General features: G+C 64.2%; 15 protein-coding genes. 12 read left to right on the forward strand and 3 right to left on the reverse strand.

The genetic code is table 11. From position 1 onward, the window contains the following. Positions 1-1,059, forward strand: a 1,059-nt coding sequence (locus tag RMO23_RS17505) for a class I tRNA ligase family protein (protein WP_309684060.1), incomplete at its 5' end; no start/stop codon positions are given. A 32-nt stretch (positions 1,060-1,091) separates the two neighbouring features. Next, positions 1,092-1,592, forward strand: a complete 501-nt coding sequence (gene lptE, locus RMO23_RS17510) for an LPS assembly lipoprotein LptE (RefSeq protein WP_309684061.1) — start codon at positions 1,092-1,094, stop codon at positions 1,590-1,592. Here the strand turns inward: lptE and ctlX are convergent. The 3 genes from ctlX to RMO23_RS17525 all read right to left on the reverse strand — a co-directional run bounded on the left by ctlX (position 1,589) and on the right by RMO23_RS17525 (position 4,751). Continuing rightward, positions 1,589-2,563, reverse strand: coding sequence for a citrulline utilization hydrolase CtlX (gene ctlX, locus RMO23_RS17515; RefSeq protein ID WP_309684062.1), 975 nt, complete (start codon positions 2,561-2,563; stop codon positions 1,589-1,591). The two genes, lptE and ctlX, sit on opposite strands and share 4 nt — an antisense overlap. Positions 2,564-2,727: 164 nt before the next feature. Then, entirely contained in the window at positions 2,728-3,642 is a 915-nt protein-coding gene (rocF, locus tag RMO23_RS17520; protein ID WP_309684064.1) for an arginase, read from the reverse strand. Beyond that, the gene (locus tag RMO23_RS17525; RefSeq protein ID WP_309684066.1) at positions 3,642-4,751 is read right to left on the reverse strand and encodes an ornithine cyclodeaminase; all 1,110 of its coding nucleotides are present in this window, start codon (positions 4,749-4,751) and stop codon (positions 3,642-3,644) included. The genes rocF and RMO23_RS17525 overlap by 1 nt, the downstream gene beginning before the upstream one ends. 167 nt (positions 4,752-4,918) lie before the next feature. Between RMO23_RS17525 and RMO23_RS17530 the strand changes: the two genes are divergently transcribed. The 10 genes from RMO23_RS17530 to RMO23_RS17570 all read left to right on the forward strand — a co-directional run. Then, complete coding sequence (locus tag RMO23_RS17530; protein WP_309684068.1) at positions 4,919-5,341, forward strand: Lrp/AsnC family transcriptional regulator; 423 nt, start codon at positions 4,919-4,921, stop codon at positions 5,339-5,341. Positions 5,342-5,377: 36 nt separating this feature from the next. After that, positions 5,378-6,484, forward strand: a complete 1,107-nt coding sequence (gene holA / locus RMO23_RS17535; RefSeq protein WP_309684070.1) for a DNA polymerase III subunit delta — start codon at positions 5,378-5,380, stop codon at positions 6,482-6,484. 4 nt (positions 6,485-6,488) lie between these two features. After that, the gene (locus RMO23_RS17540) at positions 6,489-8,441 is read left to right on the forward strand and encodes a type IV pili methyl-accepting chemotaxis transducer N-terminal domain-containing protein (protein WP_309684072.1); all 1,953 of its coding nucleotides are present in this window, start codon (positions 6,489-6,491) and stop codon (positions 8,439-8,441) included. After that, entirely contained in the window at positions 8,438-9,148 is a 711-nt protein-coding gene (locus tag RMO23_RS17545; RefSeq protein ID WP_309684074.1) for a response regulator, read from the forward strand. The genes RMO23_RS17540 and RMO23_RS17545 overlap by 4 nt, the downstream gene beginning before the upstream one ends. Before the next feature lie 159 nt (positions 9,149-9,307). Beyond that, the gene (locus RMO23_RS19720; RefSeq protein ID WP_405041630.1) at positions 9,308-10,570 is read left to right on the forward strand and encodes a nitrate/nitrite transporter; all 1,263 of its coding nucleotides are present in this window, start codon (positions 9,308-9,310) and stop codon (positions 10,568-10,570) included. 27 nt (positions 10,571-10,597) lie between these two features. Then, positions 10,598-12,226 carry an MFS transporter gene (locus tag RMO23_RS19725; RefSeq protein WP_405041631.1) on the forward strand — a complete coding sequence of 543 codons (1,629 nt, stop codon included), beginning with the start codon at positions 10,598-10,600 and terminating at the stop codon, positions 12,224-12,226. A gap of 54 nt (positions 12,227-12,280) precedes the next feature. After that, a complete protein-coding gene (locus RMO23_RS17555; protein ID WP_309684075.1) occupies positions 12,281-16,099 on the forward strand; it encodes a nitrate reductase subunit alpha in 3,819 nt (1,272 codons plus the stop codon). After that, a complete protein-coding gene (narH, locus tag RMO23_RS17560; protein WP_309684077.1) occupies positions 16,096-17,628 on the forward strand; it encodes a nitrate reductase subunit beta in 1,533 nt (510 codons plus the stop codon). Before RMO23_RS17555 ends, narH begins: the two co-directional genes overlap by 4 nt. A 3-nt stretch (positions 17,629-17,631) precedes the next feature. Further along, on the forward strand, positions 17,632-18,327 hold the full coding sequence (gene narJ, locus RMO23_RS17565; RefSeq protein ID WP_309684079.1) for a nitrate reductase molybdenum cofactor assembly chaperone: 696 nt from the start codon (positions 17,632-17,634) through the stop codon (positions 18,325-18,327). Next, a partial coding sequence (locus tag RMO23_RS17570) for a respiratory nitrate reductase subunit gamma (RefSeq protein WP_309684081.1) occupies positions 18,324-18,550 on the forward strand: 227 nt, incomplete at its 3' end. The genes narJ and RMO23_RS17570, both read left to right, overlap by 4 nt.

Below are 18,550 nucleotides of genomic sequence, written 5' to 3' on the forward strand. Positions count from 1 at the left end.
ATCGAGCACGCGATCCTGCACCTGCTCTACGCGCGTTTCTGGACCAAGGTGATGCGCGACCTGAACCTGATCAAGGTCGATGAACCCTTCACCAGGCTGCTGACCCAGGGCATGGTGCTCAACCATATTTACTCGCACAAGAACGACAGGGGCGGCATCGAATACTTCTGGCCGACCGAGGTGGAAGACCTTCACGACGGCTCGGGCAAGGTGAGCCAGGCCAGACGCAAGACCGACGGCCTGCTGGTGAACTACGAAGGCGTGGGCACCATGAGCAAGAGCAAGAACAACGGTGTCGACCCGCAGGACCTGATCGAAAAATACGGCGCCGACACCGCGCGCCTGTACACCATGTTCACCGCGCCACCCGAGGCCACGCTGGAGTGGAACGACGCGGGTGTGGAAGGCAGTTACCGCTTTTTGCGCCGTGTGTGGGACTTGGCTGTTCGGGAAAAACACGCTTTTCCAATTGCACACAACACAGCCGAAACAGTCTTGCACGCGCTTCGTGACCCCAATCTCAAAGCCATCCGACGGGAAATGCATTTGCATTTGCAACAGGCTAATTACGACTACGAGCGAATGCAGTACAACACTGTGGTTTCTGCTTGCATGAAGATGATGAAAACCTTGGACGGTATGCCGTCGGGTGCGTATGACTTAGTACCCGGTGTGATATGTACAGACGAAGACACACTCGACGTGCGGTGCAAAGTGCTGGCGGAGGCATACAGTATTCTGATAAGGGTGCTGTACCCTGCGTGTCCCCACATAGCGCATACGTTGTGGATTGATCTTGGGTTCAACGCTAAATATGGCGACCTGTTAGATGCGCCCTGGCCCGAAGTGGACAGCGGCGCGCTGCAGCAGGACGAGATCGAACTGGTGCTGCAGATCAACGGCAAGCTGCGCGGCGCGGTCACGGTGCCTGCCGGCGCCGACAGGGCGGCGATCGAGGCGGCGGCGCTGGCCACCGAGGCCTTCATCAAGCAGTCGGGCGGTGCGCCCGCCAAAAAAGTCATAGTCGTGCCGGGCCGGCTGGTCAATATCGTGGTCTGAGTCCGCTTCGAAACCAGGTAACAAGGCACACCATGCAGCGTCGCGCATTTCTAGTATGTTCCGGGTCCGCCATGGGCCTGGCCGGCTGCGGGTTTGCGCTGCGCAAGGCGCCGAATTTCGCCTTCACCACGCTCTACAGCGGCCTGCCGGAAAGCTCGCCACTGGGCGTGGAGCTCAAGCGCTCGCTGCAATCGGGCGGCAAGGTGCGGGTTCTCTCCGACGGCCGCCAGCTCAATGAGGCCCAGGTCATTCTCGATGTGCTGGGCGAACAGCGCGAGAAAGTGGTGCTGAGCCGCAATGCCTCGGGCCAGGTGCGCGAGTTTCAGCTGCGCACGCGTTTTCGCTTCAAGCTGCGCACGCCGGCGGGCAAGGAGCTGATTCCCGAGACCGAAATCACCCAGCAGCGCGACATCAGCTTCAATGAGTCGGCGGTGCTGGCCAAGGAGGCCGAGGAAAACCTGCTGTACCGCGACATGCAAAGCGACATCGTGCAGCAGGTCATGCGCCGGCTGGCTGCGGTGACCGAACTCTAGGCCGGGCAGGCCTGCGCGCTGGTGACGCCGTTGCAGGCGCCGTCGCGCCTGGCCAGGTGAATGCCGGCCAGCATGCAGCGCACCGAGCCGCCGGCCAGCTCTATCGTCGGTACCGCGAGCGGCAGCAGCGGCACAAATTGTTCGATGACGCTTGTCTGGGCCGGCGTGAGGCTGGCTGCCGCCCGGCTGGAAAGCGCCAGCAGCCGGCCCTGGCTGCCCGTCAGTTCCATGGCGTTGCCGGCGAAGCAGGCGATTTGCCGGTTGTCCAGCGCGATGACGGTGCGGCCGCTGCCCTCCAGGCGCCGCCGCACTTCTGCCCGGCGCGCCGCGTCGGGAATCAGGTCAAAACCCACCATGGCGAACTCGGTGCCAATGCACATCATGACATTGGTGTGGTAGGTCGGGCGCCCGTCGTCGTCGGCGGTACGGAACACCAGCGGCTCGAAGTTGAAATGGGTGCAAAAGCGCTCCAGCATCACCTCGCTAGCGCGCCTGGACAGCGCCGTGTAGGCCACGCGCTCAATGTGGTCCAGCACCATGGCGCCGGTGCCTTCCAGAAACAGGCCGTCGTGCTCCAGCCCGGAATAGTCGATGACGTCCTGCACGCGGTAACCGGCCTTGAGCAGGTCGATCACGTCGCTGCGGCGTTCCCGGCGGCGGTTGGCCGAGTACATCGGATACAGGGCCACATGGCCGCCGCCATGCGTGGAAAACCAGTTGTTCGGAAACACCGAGTCCGGTGTGTCGCGTCCGCCATCGTCCTCGAACAGGTGAACCCGCACGCCGGCCGCCTGCAGCCGTGCTGCGGCGGCGCTGACTTCCGCATGGGCCGCGGCCGCCACCCCGGCGGTGCCGTGGTGGTCAGCGCTGGACTGAAAGCTGTTGTCGTGCGCGGTTTCCGGATTGGGGTGAAAGCGGTGCGGACGAATCATCACGACCGCGCCAGGCGCCTGAAAGGAAGGGATGCTCATGGGTGCCTTATGCCGATGTGAGGTGAAAAAAGAAGGGTATCAGGGCAAAAATAGGGTCAAATCAGGCTCTTGCCCAATGTTTATGTGCATGTATTGCTATTGATTTAATAGCATCATGAATGTTAAACAGGGTTCCGCGAAATGAACGCCGGCACGGACCGGCATCAGGCCCGCATCAGCGTGCTCTTGCCGAACAGGCTCTCGATGAGGTCCACCGCCACTTCGGCCGTGCCGTTGCGCACGTCCAGCGCCGGATTGAGTTCCATCACGTCGAGCGAGCCCAGCCGCCCGGTGTCGGCCATCATTTCCATGCACAGCTGGGCCTCGCGGTAGCTCGGCCCGCCCTTGATGGCGGTGTCCACGCCGGGCGCAATCGACGGGTCCAGAAAATCGACGTCAAAGCTCACATGCAGATGGGTGTCAGCCTCCATGCCGGCCAGCGCCTGTTCCATGGTGTGCCGCATGCCGCGCTCGTCGATGTAGCGCATGTCGAACACTTCCAGGCCCTGCTGGCGCACAAAGCGTTTTTCGCCCTCGTCGACGCTGCGGATGCCGATCTGGCGGATCACCGACGGCTGCATGGCCGGCACCACGCCGCCTATGCCGGTCAGCTCGGCCGGGCCGTGGCCGCACAGCACCGCCACCGGCATGCCGTGCACATTGCCGGTGGGCGTCAGGGTGTTGGTGTTGAAGTCGGTGTGGGCGTCCAGCCACAGCACGCGCAGTTTCTTGCCGCTGTCGCGGCAATGGCGCGCCACCGCGCTGATCGAGCCTATGCCCAGGCAGTGGTCACCGCCCAGCAGCACCGGCAGATGGCCGGCGCGCAGGCTCTGGTACATGGCCTCGTGCACGGCGTGGTTCCAGGCCGCCACCTCGGCCAGGTGCCGGTAGCCCTGGGCCGGCGGCAGCCAGGGGTTGGTCGGGCCGCTCAGGTTGCCGGTGTCGTGCACCGCCAGCCCGCGTTGCTGCAGCGCCTCGCGGATGCCGGCAACGCGCAGGGCTTCCGGGCCCATGGAAGCGCCGCGGCTGCCCGCGCCGATGTCGGTGGGGGCGCCAATCAGGTCAACCGTGCGCATCATCATCCTGCCAGTTCGGTCGAGGTGTTGCGGGCTTGGGCCGCAGCGGCCGGCCTGGCCTGGGTGCCGGATTGGGCAGCGGCCGGCGCCAGCAACCCGAACAGGTTCTTGGGGTTGTCCAGGTGTGGCACCAGGTCTATCTGCTGGCGGTTGCGCGGGTTCTGCAGCTGCAGCTTGTGCAGGTAGCGCAGCGCCGAATAGTCCTCCAGGGCAAAACCGACCGAGTCAAAAATCGTCACCTCGGCCGCGCTGGCGCGTCCCTGGGCCGTGCCCTTGAGCACATCGGCAAATTCCGCCACGCCAAAGTCGGCCGGCATCTGCTGGATCTCGCCCTCGATGCGTGATTGCGGCTCGAACTCGACCACCACGCGGGCGTCCTGGCGCAGCAGGATGTCGGCATGCAGCTCGGTCTTGCCCGGGCAGTCGCCGCCGACGGCATTGAGGTGCATGCCGGGCCGGATCATTTCCGGCGTCAGGATGACGGCGTTGCGCTTGTCGGCGGTGATGGTGGTGACGATGTCGGCGCCTTGCACAGCCTCGGCCGCGGAGCGGCAAAGGCTCACGCGCAGGCCGGGCAGCGCCATCGCTTGCAGGTTGCGCGCCAGCTTGTCGCTGGCCGCCGCATCAATGTCAAAAAGACGCAGCTCGCGTATGCCCAGCATGTGGTGAAAGGCGATGGCCTGGAACTCGCTTTGCGCGCCGTTGCCAATCAGGGCCATGACGCGGCTGTCCGGGCGCGCCATCCATTTGGCGGCCAGCGCCGACATGGCCGCCGTGCGCAGCGCGGTGGTAATGGTCAGCTCGGACAGCAGCAGCGGGTAGCCGGTGTCGACATCGGCCAGCACGCCAAAGGCGGTGACGGTCAGCAGGCCGAGTTCGGTGTTTTTCGGGTGGCCGTTCACGTACTTGAAGGAGTACTGGTGGCCGTCGCTGGTCGGCATCAGCTCGATCACGCCGTCGGGCGAGTGGATGGCGTGGCGCGCCGACTTGTCAAAGTCGTTCCAGCGCCGGTAGTCGAGCTCGATCTCGGCCGCCAGGCCTTCAATGAAGGCGGCGGCGCCGCGCTGAGCGACGATTCTCTGAATGCTTTCAATGCCAATGTAGTCAACCATGAGGGGCTCCCGGACTTGCGATGCCGGCTTGGGCGACCGTGCCCAAACCTTCTGTTGAAATTGTCTGCATTCGTCCGGTCAAATAAAAGTCAGCAAGTTGCCTAATTTGCAATGGTGTTTGATTAAATCGCCAGCATTGGCTGGCGTTATGACAATAAAATGAGGGCGTGGATGATACCGACCGTCAATTGCTGTCTTTGTTGCGCGATGATGCGCGCGCCTCCGTCGCCTCGTTGGCCAAGGTGCTTCGCGTCTCGCGCGGCACGGTGCAAAACCGGCTGGCCAAACTCGAGGCCAACGGCACCATCGTCGGTTACACGGTGCGCCTGAAGCCCCAGGTCGAGGGGCACCGTATTCGCGCCTTCATGACCGTCGCGGTGGAGGGCAACCGCACCGCCACCGTGCTGGCGGCGCTGCGCGGCGACCCGGCGGTGAGCGCGCTGCACACTACCAATGGCCGCTGGGACATGGTGGCCGAGCTGCAGGCCGACAGCCTGGAAGCCTTTGACCGGGTGCTGGGCCGCATACGCCTGCTGGAGGGCATCGCCAACACCGAAACCAGCCTGCTGCTGTCGACCAGCAAACTCTGAACGGTCCGGGTGGCGCCCCGGCGCTAAACTGGGGTCATGAATCTGGCCCCCGCCCAACTCCAGGAGCACCTCAAGCGCGGCCTGAAAAGCCTTTACACCCTGCATGGCGACGAACCGCTGCTGCTGCAGGAGTTTGCCGACGCGCTGCGCACGGCGGCGCGCGCCCAGGGCTACACCGAACGCACCGTGCACAGCGTGGCGGGCGCGCATTTTGACTGGAGCGAAGTGCTGGCCAGCGGCGGTTCGCTGAGCCTGTTCGCCGACAAGCAGATCGTGGAAATCCGCATTCCCAGCGGCAAGCCGGGCAAGGACGGCTCGGTCGCGCTGCAGCAGATTGCCGAACGGGCCCAGGGCGATGACTCCACCCTCACGATTGTCATGCTGCCCCGGCTCGACAGCGCAACCGCCAAGGGTGCCTGGTTTGGCGCGCTCGACAGTTTTGGCGTCAGCGTCAAGTTCGACCCGATAGACCGGCGCAACCTGCCGGCCTGGATTGCGCTGCGCCTGCAGCAGCAGGGCCAGCGCGTGGCCGGCGGCGAGGAGGGCCAGCGCACGCTGCAGTTTTTTGCCGACCGGGTTGAAGGCAACCTGCTGGCGGCGCACCAGGAGATCCAGAAGCTGGGCCTGCTTTACCCGGCGCAGGCCACGGGCGGCGACGGCGTGCTGAGCTTCGAGCAGGTTGAAAACGCGGTGCTCAATGTGGCGCGTTACGACGTATTCAAGCTGTCGGAGGCGGTGCTGGCCGGCCAGGCGCTGCGGGTGGCGCGCATGATCGACGGGCTGCAGGCCGAGGGCGAGTCCGAAGTGCTGGTGCACTGGGCCCTGAGCGAAGACATTCGCAGCCTGAAACGGGTGAAGGACGCGATTGGCGCCGGACGTCCCATGCCCATGGCGCTGCGCGAAAACCGGGTCTGGGGCGTCAAGGAAAAGCTGTATGAGCGCGTGTTGCCCAACCTCAGCGACAGCACGCTGGCCCAGCTGCTGCAGGCCGCGCACAAGGTCGATGGCATCGTCAAGGGCCTGAAGCAACCCGACTGGCCCGCCAGCGGCTGGCAGGCGCTGCACCGGCTGGCCGGCATGCTGTGTCAGCAATGCATGGCGCCGCGCGCCGCGCGCCCTCCGGCGGGCGAAGCCAGGGGCTAGGGCCGTGCAGCAGACTGCCTCGCTGTCCAAGAAGCTGATCCGCATTGGCGCCAGCCTGCTGATCGTCGCCCTGGTCTCCATCGGGCTGACCTTGTGGGTGACCTGGCGGCTTGAGGGCGGCGCGGCAGCCGTCAACGAGGCCGGGCGCATGCGCATGCAGACCTGGCGGCTGGCCAGCGCGGTGCAGGCCGGGGTGGAGCGCACCGAACTGCAGAGCCTGGTGGCCCGCTTTGATGACAGCCTGGCCATCTTGCGCCAGGGCGACCCTTCGCGGCCATTGTTTTTGCCGTGGGATGACCCGGTGCGCGAGCGTTTTGCCGCTGTCGAGGCCCTGTGGCTGGACCAGCGCCAGCTCTGGCTGGCCGAGCCGGCCCCGACGGCGCAGGTTTCGCTGCGGGTCGCTGGCGAGTTTGTGGAGGCCAGCGACCGGCTGGTGCTGGTGATCGAGCGGCAACTGTCGCGGCTGACCGCCATCCTGAACCTGTTTCAGCTGCTGATGATGGCGATTGCCATAGGCGGCGCGGTGGTGATGCTTTACACCGGTTACCTGTATGTCATCAGCCCGCTCGGGCGGGTGCGCCAGGGCCTGCGCGATCTCGAGGCCGGCGCCTTCAAGACGCGGATCGAGGTGGACACCATCGACGAGTTCGGCCAGCTCGCGGCCGGCTTCAACCGCATGGCCGCCAATTTGCAGTCGCTTTACGAAGGATTGGAGTCCAAGGTAGAGGCCAAGACCCATCGCATCGAGGCGCAGCGAGCCCGGCTGGAGGCCCTGTACCAGGTCAGTGCCTTTCTGGCGCAGGCCGGCAGCATTGACGAGCTGGCACGCGGCTTTGCCCAGCGGGTGCGCGGCCTGATGAAGGCCGATGCCGCGGCGGTTCGCTGGTCCGACGATGCCAGCCGGCGCTACCTGATGCTGGCGTCCAGCTGTTTTCCGCAAGACCTGGTGGAGGAAGAGCGCAGCCTGCTGGCCGGCGCCTGTGCCTGCGGCAACCTGAAGCCGGACGCCCGCACCCGCGTGATTCCCATCATCAGCCACGACGATGCACCGGTGCGCCACTGTGCCAAGGTCGGCTACGAAAGCGTGGTCAGCGTACCCATACGCCTGCAACACCGTCTGCTGGGCGAATTCAATCTGTTCTTTCGCACGCCGGTATTGCTGAGCACCGAGGAAATCGAGCTGCTCGATGCGCTGGCCAGCCACCTGGCCAGTTCGCTGGAGGGGCTGCGTGCCGCCGCGCTGGACCGGGAAGCGGCCGTGGCCGAGGAGCGGGCCCTGCTGGCGCGCAATCTGCACGACTCGATTGCGCAGTCGCTGGCCTTTCTGAAAATCCAGGTGCAACTGCTGCGAACGGCGGTGCTGCAGGGTCAGCCGCCGCAGGTGAACAAGGCGCTGGACGAACTGGACCTGGGCCTGCGCGAGAGCATTGGCGATGTGCGCGAACTGCTGGTGCATTTTCGCACCCGCACCAACTCCGACGACATCGAGCAGGCGCTGCAGGAAACCCTGCAGAAGTTCCAGGGCCAGGCCGGCCTGCCGGTGCGGCTGCGGGTGCATGGCGAGGGTTTGCCGCTGCCGCCCGACGTGCAGGTTCAGGTGCTGCATGTGGTGCAGGAGGCCTTGTCCAATGTGCGCAAGCATGCCGGCGCCTCCCAGGTCACGCTGGAGGTGGCCAAGGGCGCGCGCTGGCGTTTCGTGGTGCGCGATGACGGCGCCGGCTTCGACCCCATCAGGCCGCCCGGCGAGTCGCATGTGGGCCTGAAAATCATGCGCGAGCGGGCCGGGCGCATAGGCGCGGAACTGGAACTGGCATCCAGACCGGGGCAGGGTACGACCCTGACCCTGACCCTGCCGCCGCATCCGGTGGTGGCCAGCGGCGCGCCCAAGGACCCGCAGGTCATGGCGCCGACGGCCGAGCCCGTGCCCGTGCCGACGATGGAGGCAAGCAGCCGATGAAACCGCACAGCCTGCTGGTTGTGGACGACCACACGCTGTTTCGCCGCGGCCTGGTCGCGCTGCTGTCGCAGGACCCGCGTTTCGAGGTGACCGGCGAGGCCGGTGATGTCGGGGAGGCGCAGCGCTGCGTCGAACGCAACCCGCCGGCGCTGGTCCTGCTCGACAACCATTTGCCCGGGGTTCGGGGCGTCGATGCCATTGCCACCTTGAAGGACGCTGCGCCTGGCATGCGCATCCTGATGCTGACGGTGAGCGAGAACGAGGACGATCTGGCGGCGGCATTGCAGGCGGGTGCGGACGGCTACCTGCTGAAAACCGTGGAGCTGGACCGACTGTCCGAATCCATCCTGATGGTGCTCGATGGCGAGTCGGTGGTCAGCCCGGAAATGATGACCAAACTGGTCACTGCCTTTCGAGCCAAGGCGCCTGCGTCGGCGCCAGGCGAAGCACCCGCCACGCAGCCAGACCGGGCTGGCGCCGCTCAGTTGCCCGAGGCGCAGGAAAAGCCAGGCATCGCGCTGTTGTCGGCGCGTGAGCGCGAGGTGCTGACGCTGATTGCGCACGGCGACAGCAACAAGGTGATTGCACGCAAGCTGGACATCGCCGAGACCACGGTGAAGATTCATGTGCAGCACATTCTTCGCAAGCTGCAACTGAGCTCGCGGGTGCAGGCCGCTGTGTACGCCGCTGGCCAGGCGCTGGGTTGACGCAGATCAACTCCGGGCGAGTTTGAGCCGCGCCTAGTTCTTCGGAACGAGGGCGACGCCGCGCGACACGCCGCCTGGACGGCAGCGCCCTGTTCCAAAGGAGAATGTTCAAAACCCCTCTAAAGGGCGACAGTCTTGCCATGTGTCTGGAGAAAGAACATGGCCTCGGAACTCGGTAACTCAAGAAAAGCATGGTCGGTGCTGATTGTCAGTACGCTGGCGTTCACCGTTTGCTTCATGGTGTGGATGATGTTCGGCGTCATCGGCATCCCGATCAAGAAGATGCTCAACCTCAACGCGACGGAGTTTGGCCTGCTGGCGGCCACGCCGGTGCTGACCGGTTCGCTGATCCGCGTTCCGCTGGGTATCTGGACCGACCGCTACGGCGGGCGCATCGTCATGGCCCTGCTGATGGCCACCACCGTGCCGGCGATCTGGCTCATGAGCTATGCGACCGTGTACTGGCACTTCCTCCTGATCGGCTTGTTCGTGGGGCTGGCCGGTGGCTCCTTCTCGGTCGGCACGCCTTATGTGGCGCGCTGGTTCCCCAAGCACCGCCAGGGCATGGCGATGGGGGTTTATGGCGCCGGCAATTCGGGCGCCGCCGTCAACAAGTTCGTGGCGCCGGTGCTGCTGGTGGCCTTTGGCTGGGCCATGGTGCCGCAGGTCTATGCGGTCATCATGCTGGGCGCGCTGGTGCTGTTCTGGCTGTTCAGCCACAGCGACCCATCGCACCTCGTGCCCAGCCACGTCAAGTTCAGCGACCAGCTCAGGTCGCTGAAAGATCCCAAGGTGCTCAAGTACTGCCAGTACTACAGCATTGTGTTTGGCGGCTACGTCGCGCTGTCGCTGTGGATGGTGCAGTACTACGTCGGCGAGTTTGGCCTGGACATCCGCGTGGCGGCCCTGCTGGCCGCCTGCTTCTCGCTGCCGGGCGGCGTGCTGCGCGCCGTGGGGGGGCTGCTGTCGGACAAATACGGCGCGCACAGCGTGACCTGGTGGGTGATGTGGGTCAGCTGGGTCTGCCTGTTCCTGCTGTCCTATCCGCAAACCGACTTCACCATCCTCACGGTCAATGGCCCGGCAAGCTTTCATCTGGGCCTGAATGTCTATTCTTTCACCGCACTGATGTTCATCCTGGGCGTCGCCTGGGCCTTTGGCAAGGCCAGTGTTTTCAAGTACATCAGCGACGACTACGGCGCCAACATCGGCGCCATCAGTGGCATCGTCGGCCTGGCGGGCGGCCTGGGCGGCTTTGTGCTGCCCATCATCTTCGGCGGGCTGATGGACCTGACCGGCATCCGCTCCAGCGCCTTCATGTTCATGTACGGCGTGGTTTTGGTGTCGCTGATCTGGATGTACTGGACCGAAGTGCGGCGCACCGAAGTCATGGGCCGCCACGCCGCCGGCGCGCAGGCCTGAACCCCACCCTTTCCGGAAAGCAAGTTCATGAACACCCCCACCCCTTCCCCTGTCGATGTCAGCGACTGGCGCCCCGAGGACGAGCAGTTCTGGGAAAGCACCGGCAAGCGCATCGCCTACCGAAACCTCTGGATCTCGGTGCCCAGCCTGCTGTGCGGCTTTGCCGTCTGGGGCATGTGGGGCATCATCACCGTGCAGATGCTGAACCTGGGCTACCCGTTCAGCCAGGCCGAGCTGTTCACGCTGACCGCCATCGCGGGTCTGGCCGGCGCCACCATGCGCATCCCGGCGTCCTTTCTGATCCGGTTATCTGGTGGCCGTAACACCATCTTCCTGACCACCTCGATGCTGCTGGCGCCGGCCATAGGCACCGGCATCGTGCTGCAGCACCCCGAGTGGCCGCTCTGGTCCTTCCAGCTGATGGCACTGTGGTCGGGCGTGGGCGGCGGCAACTTTGCCAGTTCCATGTCCAACATCAGCACGTTTTTCCCCAAGCGGCTACAGGGCACGGCGCTGGGCCTCAACGCGGGCCTGGGCAACTTCGGCGTGACCGCGATGCAGGTCGTGATTCCACTGGTCATGACGGTGAGCGTGTTCGGCAGTTTGGGCGGTGAGCCGATGACGCTGCTGAAGGAAAGCGGCTGGATCTTCGGCAAGATTGCCGCCGGCGCGCCGACCTGGATCCAGAACGCCGGCTTCACCTGGCTGCTGTCGCTGGTGCCGCTGTCGGTGATCTGCTTTTTTGGCATGAACAATCTGACCACGGTGTCGCCCGCCATTGGGGGCACGATGCCGGCTTTCCTCAAGATCATCTGGCTCTACACGCTGTCGTTTGTGCCGGCCGGCATTGGCCTGTACCTCTACCTGCCCAAGCCCAGCGGCCTGGGCGTGCTGAACATGTGGCTGGCGATGCCGCTGATCGTGGTCAGCACGCTGATGGTGCTCAAGGTTACGGCTTTTGGCCCCATGAAGGAAAACGTCGCCAAGCAGTTCGCCATCTTTCGCAACAAGCACACCTGGTCGATGACGATTCTGTACATCGTCACCTTCGGCTCCTTCATCGGCTTCTCGATGGCCTTGCCGCTGTCGATGAAGGTGATTTTCGGCGTCAGCCATGTGGTGGATGCGGCGGGCGTGATGCAGCATACGCAGAACAACCCGAATGCACCGGCGGTGCTGGCCTATGCCTGGATTGGCCCTTTTGTGGGCGCGCTGATCCGGCCGGTGGGTGGCTGGATCGCGGACAAGGTCGGCGGTTCCATCGTGACCCAGACCATTTCCGCCGTCATGGTGGCGGCGTCCGTCGCCGTGGGCTACGTCATGCTGCTGGCCTACCAGTCGGCCACGCCCGAGCAGTATTTCCTGATGTTCATGGCGCTGTTCGTGCTGCTGTTTGCCGCCAGCGGCATTGGCAACGGCTCGACCTTTCGCACCATTGGCGTCATCTTTGACCGCCAGCAGGCCGGCCCGGTGCTGGGCTGGACCTCGGCCATTGCGGCCTACGGCGCCTTTATCGCGCCGGTGGTCATAGGCGCGCAGATCAAGGCCGGCACGCCGCAAAACGCGATGTACGGCTTTGCCATCTTCTATGCCCTGTGCCTGATCCTGAACTGGTGGTTCTACCTGCGCGCTGGCGCCGAGATCAAGAACCCCTGACAGCGCCCTGGTGCACCGCGTCAACCGCTTTTAACCGTCCTACCGGAGAGTCAAATGAGTCATTTTTTGGATCGGCTAAGCCATTTTTCCAACCCCAGGGAATCGTTTTCCGGCAATCTGGGCGTCACCACGGCGGAAGACCGCACCTGGGAGGATGCCTACCGCAACCGCTGGGCACACGACAAGATCGTGCGCAGCACGCACGGCGTGAACTGCACCGGCTCCTGCTCCTGGAAGATCTATGTCAAGGGCGGCATCGTCACCTGGGAAACCCAGCAGACCGACTACCCGCGCACGCGCTGGGACATGCCCAACCATGAGCCGCGCGGCTGCTCGCGCGGCGCCAGTTACAGCTGGTACCTGTACAGCGCCAACCGCGTCAAGTACCCGATGGTGCGGGCGCGACTGCTCAAGCACTGGCGCGACGCGCGCCTGACGCTGGCGCCGGTCGAGACCTGGGCCGCCGTGGTGCAGGACGACGCCAAGCGACGCGACTACCAGAGCGTGCGGGGCCTGGGCGGCTTCGTTCGCTCAAGCTGGGACGAGGTCAATGAAATTATTGCTGCCTCCAACGTCTACACCATCAAACAGCACGGTGCCGACCGCATCATCGGCTTCTCGCCGATCCCGGCCATGTCCATGGTCAGCTACGCTTCCGGGTCGCGCTACCTGTCGCTGATTGGCGGCGTCTGCATGAGTTTTTACGACTGGTACTGTGACCTGCCGCCGGCCAGTCCGCAGGTCTGGGGTGAGCAGACCGACGTGCCCGAATCGGCCGACTGGTACAACTCCGGCTTCATCATCGCCTGGGGCTCCAACGTGCCGCAGACGCGCACGCCCGACGCGCACTTTTTCACCGAGGTGCGCTACAAGGGCACCAAGACCGTCGCCATCACGCCCGACTATTCGGAAGTCGCCAAGCTCTCCGACCTGTGGCTACACCCCAAGCAGGGCACCGATGCGGCGCTGGCCATGGCCATGGGGCACGTCATCCTGAAAGACTTCTATTTCGGCGGCAACGGCAGGCCGCGCTCGGCCTACTTCGACGAGTACGCGCGCCGCTACACCGACCTGCCGATGCTGGTGATGCTCAAGGAACACCCGCTTGAAAACGGCGACACCGTGATGGTGCCGGACCGCTATGTGCGCGCATCCGACTTCAACGGAAGGCTGGGCCAAGCGAACAACCCGGAGTGGAAAACCGTCGCCTTCGATGCCCAGGGCAAGGTGGTGCTGCCGCACGGTGCCATCGGCTTTCGCTGGGGCCCCGACGGCCGCGCCGACGCCGGGCAATGGAACCTCGAGGCCAAGGAGGCACGCCGGGGCGACGAGGTGAGGCTGCGGCTGTCGGTGCTGGAGGGCGATGAGGCCGGCAGCAGCCGCGCCAAGGTCGGCTTCCCCTACTTTGGCGGCATTCACCATGAGCACTTTCCGAACAACGAGCAGGGCGATGTACTGGTGCGAACAGTGCCGGTGCAGCGCATCGCGCTCGGCAAGGCCGGCGAGGAACGCTCTGCGCTGGTGGCCACGGTGTTTGACCTGCAGGCGGCGCAATACGGCATTTCGCGCGGGCTGCCCGGCGAACTGGCCGCATCCGATTTCAATGACAACACGCCCTACACGCCGGCATGGCAGGAGCAGATCACCGGCGTTCCGCGCGATCAGGTGATCACCGTGGCGCGGCAGTTTGCCGAGAACGCCGAGAAGACCGAAGGCCGCTCCATGGTCATCATCGGCGCCGGCATGAACCACTGGTACCACAGCGACATGAACTACCGCAGCGTCATCAACATGCTGATGATGTGTGGCTGCATCGGCAAGAGTGGCGGCGGCTGGGCGCACTACGTGGGCCAGGAAAAGCTGCGCCCGCAAACCGGATGGACACCACTGGCCTTCGCGCTCGACTGGATTCGCCCGCCACGGCAGATGAATTCAACCAGCTTCTTTTATGCCCACACCAATCAGTGGCGCTACGAGAAGCTAGGGGTTGACGAGGTGCTGTCGCCGCTGGCTGACAAAAAGCTTTATGGCGGCAGCATGATCGACTACAACGTGCGCGCCGAGCGCATGGGCTGGCTGCCGAGCGCGCCGCAGCTGCAGACCAACCCGATGCAGGTGGTCAAAGACGCGCAGACCCAGGGAATGGATGCGAAAGACTATGTCGTCAAGTCGCTGAAGGACGGCTCGCTCAGGATGAGCTGCGAAGACCCGGACCACCCCGACAACTGGCCGCGCAACATGTTCGTCTGGCGCTCCAACATCATTGGTTCGTCGGGCAAGGGCCTCGAGTTCTTCCTTAAACATCTACTCGGCACCAGCAACGGCGTGCAAGGCAAGGATTTGGGCGCCGAAGACGGAAAACCCGAGGAAGTGGTCTGGCACGACAAGGCGCCCGAGGGCAAGCTGGATCTGCTGGTCACGCTCGATTTCCGCATGAGCACCACCTGCCTGTACTCCGACATCGTGCTGCCGACTGCGACCTGGTACGAAAAGAATGACCTGAACACCAGCGACATGCACCCTTTCATCCATCCGCTGTCCACCGCGGTGGACCCGGTGTGGCAATCGAAGAGCGACTGGGAAATCTACAAGGGCTTCGCCAAGCGTTTCAGCGAACTGTGCGAGGGCCACCTCGGCGTCGAGAAAGAAATGGTGCTGACGCCGCTGATGCACGACTCCCCCGGCGAGCTGGCCCAGCCCTTTGAAGTCAAGGACTGGAAGCGCGGCGAGTGCGAGCTGGTGCCTGGCAAGACGGCGCCGCAAATGCAGGTGGTCGAGCGCGACTACCCCAACGTCTACAAGCGCTTCACGGCGGTTGGCCCGCTGCTCAACAAGATCGGCAACGGCGGCAAGGGCATTGCCTGGAACACCGAGACCGAGGTGCGGCAACTCGGTGAGCTGAACGGACTGGTCACTGAGCCGGGCGTGACCCAGGGCATGCCGCGCATCCACAGCGACATCGACGCCTGCGAAATGGTGCTGCAGCTGGCGCCGGAATCCAATGGCCACGTCGCCGTAAAGGCCTGGGCCGCGCTGGGCAAGCAGACCGGCCGCGACCACACACATCTGGCCATCCACCGGGAAGACGAGAAGATTCGCTTCCGCGACATCCAGGCACAGCCGCGCAAGATCATCAGCTCGCCGACCTGGAGCGGCATCGAGTCCGAAACCGTCTCCTACAACGCAGGCTATACCAACGTGCATGAGTACATCCCCTGGCGCACGCTGACCGGTCGCCAGCAGTTCTACCAGGACCACCCCTGGATGCTGGCTTTTGGCGAGGGGCTGGCCAGCTACCGGCCGCCGGTGAACCTGAAGGCGACGGCCGGTGTGCATGGCATCCGTACCAATGGCAACACCGAGATACTGCTCAACTTCATCACGCCGCACCAGAAGTGGGGCATTCACTCGACCTACACCGACAACCTGCTGATGCTGACTCTGAGCCGGGGCGGCCCCATTATCTGGATCAGCGAAGACGACGCCAAGCTCATCGGCGTGGAGGACAACGACTGGGTCGAGCTCTACAACGTCAACGGCGCCATTGCCGCGCGGGCGGTCGTCAGCCAGCGCGTCAAGCCCGGCATGGTGATGATGTACCACGCGCAGGAGAAAATTGTCAACACACCCGGCTCCGAGATCACCGGCCAGCGCGGCGGCATTCACAACTCGGTGACCCGCATCGTGCTCAAACCCACCCACATGATTGGCGGCTACGCGCAGCTGTCGTATGGCTTTAACTACTACGGAACCATAGGCACCAACCGCGACGAGTTCGTAGTGGTGCGCAAGATGGACAAGGTGGACTGGCTCGACACCCCGCGCGATGACGAGCGCGCCGAGGCCGTGCAGAAACTGGGAGAAGCAGCATGAAGATACGCGCACAAATCGGCATGGTGCTCAATCTGGACAAGTGCATTGGCTGTCACACCTGTTCGGTCACCTGCAAGAACGTCTGGACCAGCCGGCCCGGCATGGAATACGCGTGGTTCAACAACGTTGAAACCAAGCCCGGCATTGGCTACCCCAAGGAGTGGGAAAACCAGGACAAGTGGAACGGCGGCTGGGTGCGCAAGGCCGACGGCTCCATCGAGCCGCGCCAGGGCGGCAAGTGGAAGCTGCTGATGCGCCTCTTCGCCAATCCGAACATGCCGCAGATTGACGACTATTACGAGCCCTTCACCTTCGACTACGACCACCTGCAGTCGGCTCCCGAGATGCAGGCCACGCCGACCGCGCGGCCGCGCAGCCTGATCACCGGCAAGCGCATGGAGAAGATTGAATGGGGCCCGAACTGGGAAGAAATCCTGGGCGGCGAGTTTTCAAAGCGCAGCAAGGATGCGAATCTGGCGAACTTTGACCAAATCCAGAAAGACATGGTCGGCCAGTTCGAAAACACCTTCATGATGTATTTGCCGCGCCTGTGCGAGCATTGCCTGAATCCGGCCTGCGTCGCCTCCTGCCCCTCGGGCTCGATCTACAAGCGTGAGGAAGACGGCATCGTGCTGATCGACCAGGACAAGTGCCGCGGCTGGCGCATGTGCGTTTCCGGCTGCCCGTACAAGAAAATCTACTACAACTGGAAAAGCGGCAAGGCCGAGAAATGCACCTTTTGCTACCCGCGCATCGAAGCCGGCCAGCCGACGGTGTGCAGCGAGACCTGCGTCGGCCGGATTCGCTACCTCGGTGTGGTGCTGTATGACGCGGACCGGATCCAGGAAGCCGCCAGCGTCGAAGACGAGAAGGACCTGTATCAGGCCCAGCTCGACATCTTTTTGAACCCGCATGATCCGCAGGTGATCGCGCAGGCGCGGCTGGACGGCATTCCCGAGGCCTGGCTGGAAGGCGCCCGCCGCAGTCCGGTCTACAAGATGGCGGTGGAGTGGAAAGTCGCGCTGCCGCTGCACCCCGAGTACCGCACGCTGCCCATGGTCTGGTATGTGCCGCCGCTGTCGCCCATCACCTCGGCCGCCAACGCCGGGCAGATCGGCATCAATGGCGAGCTGCCCGACATCGCGCAGATGCGCATCCCGGTTCAGTACCTGGCCAATTTGCTGACGGCGGGCGACACCGCGCCGGTCATCCGGGCGCTGCAACGCATGCTGGCCATGCGCTCTTACCAGCGCAGCAAGCATGTGGACCAGGTGCAGAACCTGGCCGTGCTGGAGCAAGCCGGCCTCACCGTGGCCGAGGTCGAAGAGATGTACCACATCATGGCCATTGCCAACTACGAAGACCGCTTCGTGATTCCCGGCACCCACCGCGAGTACGCCGAAAACACCTTCGACATGCGCGGCGGTTGCGGTTTCACCTTTGGCAACGGCTGCTCTGACGGGGCCAGCGACGTCAGCCTGTTTGGCGGCAGCCGTAGGCGCACCATTCCCATCAAGGCGGAGATCTGAATCATGACACTTTTTAACCATCCTCCGGTGGCGTCGAGGAGCCTGCGCGTGCTGGCACGCCTGCTGGGTTACCCCGATGCCGAACTGCGCGGCAACCTGGACGCACTGCGCGAAGCGCTGCACGGCGAGCGCGCCCTGCCGCCGCCGCGCCTGGCCGAACTCGACGCGTTGATGGACTCGCTGGGACGGGCCGCGCCGCTGGAGTCCGAGGCCGCCTATGTCGAGCTGTTCGACCGCGGCCGGGCGACTTCGCTGCACCTGTTTGAGCATGTGCACGGGGACTCGCGTGACCGCGGGCCGGCCATGATCGACCTGGCGCAAACCTATGAAAAGGCCGGGCTGTTTCTGGCCGAGGGCGAGATGCCTGATTTTCTGCCGGTGGTGCTCGAATTTACCTCGACGCAGCCACCGCGCGAGGCGCGCGAGTTTCTGGCCGAGATGGCGCATATTTTCAACGCGATTTTTGCCGCCTTGCAGCAACGCGGCAGCGCCTACGCCTGCGTGCTGGGCGCGCTGCTGGAACTGGCCGGAGAAAAAGCCCAGCCGGTACAGATCGCCGCCGAGGAGCCGATGGACGCGATCTGGGAAGAGCCCGTTGTGTTTGACGGCTGCTCCTCCAAAGGCCAGGCCCGCCCCGACCAGCCGCAACCCATTCACATCGTTCGCAAGCCACGGACCGGCCAAGGAGTACAAGCATGACCACGCTGCACGGTTTTCTTTTTGGCGTCTACCCCTACATTTGCCTCACGGTGTTTCTGCTCGGTAGCCTGATCCGCTTTGACCGCGACCAGTACACCTGGAAAAGCGACTCCTCGCAGTTGCTGTGCAGCGGCTTGCTGCGCTGGGGCAGCAACCTGTTTCACGTCGGCATCCTGTTTTTGTTCTTCGGCCATCTGGTCGGCCTGCTGGCGCCGCACGCCTT

This window comes from Polaromonas sp., assembly GCF_031411155.1.
Taxonomy (GTDB): Bacteria; Pseudomonadota; Gammaproteobacteria; order Burkholderiales; family Burkholderiaceae_C; genus Polaromonas.

Bases quoted from the DNA above. Each gene is read 5' to 3' on its own strand.
- RMO23_RS17525 (WP_309684066.1), bottom strand. From the start codon at position 4,751: ATGGTTGACTACATTGGCATTGAAAGCATTCAGAGAATCGTCGCTCAG.
- ctlX (WP_309684062.1), bottom strand. From the start codon at position 2,563: ATGAGCATCCCTTCCTTTCAGGCGCCTGGCGCGGTCGTGATGATTCGT.
- rocF (WP_309684064.1), bottom strand. From the start codon at position 3,642: ATGATGCGCACGGTTGACCTGATTGGCGCCCCCACCGACATCGGCGCG.
- RMO23_RS17545 (WP_309684074.1), top strand. From the start codon at position 8,438: ATGAAACCGCACAGCCTGCTGGTTGTGGACGACCACACGCTGTTTCGC.
- narJ (WP_309684079.1), top strand. From the start codon at position 17,632: ATGACACTTTTTAACCATCCTCCGGTGGCGTCGAGGAGCCTGCGCGTG.
- RMO23_RS17555 (WP_309684075.1), top strand. From the start codon at position 12,281: ATGAGTCATTTTTTGGATCGGCTAAGCCATTTTTCCAACCCCAGGGAA.
- lptE (WP_309684061.1), top strand. From the start codon at position 1,092: ATGCAGCGTCGCGCATTTCTAGTATGTTCCGGGTCCGCCATGGGCCTG.
- holA (WP_309684070.1), top strand. From the start codon at position 5,378: ATGAATCTGGCCCCCGCCCAACTCCAGGAGCACCTCAAGCGCGGCCTG.
- narH (WP_309684077.1), top strand. From the start codon at position 16,096: ATGAAGATACGCGCACAAATCGGCATGGTGCTCAATCTGGACAAGTGC.
- RMO23_RS19720 (WP_405041630.1), top strand. From the start codon at position 9,308: ATGGCCTCGGAACTCGGTAACTCAAGAAAAGCATGGTCGGTGCTGATT.
- RMO23_RS19725 (WP_405041631.1), top strand. From the start codon at position 10,598: ATGAACACCCCCACCCCTTCCCCTGTCGATGTCAGCGACTGGCGCCCC.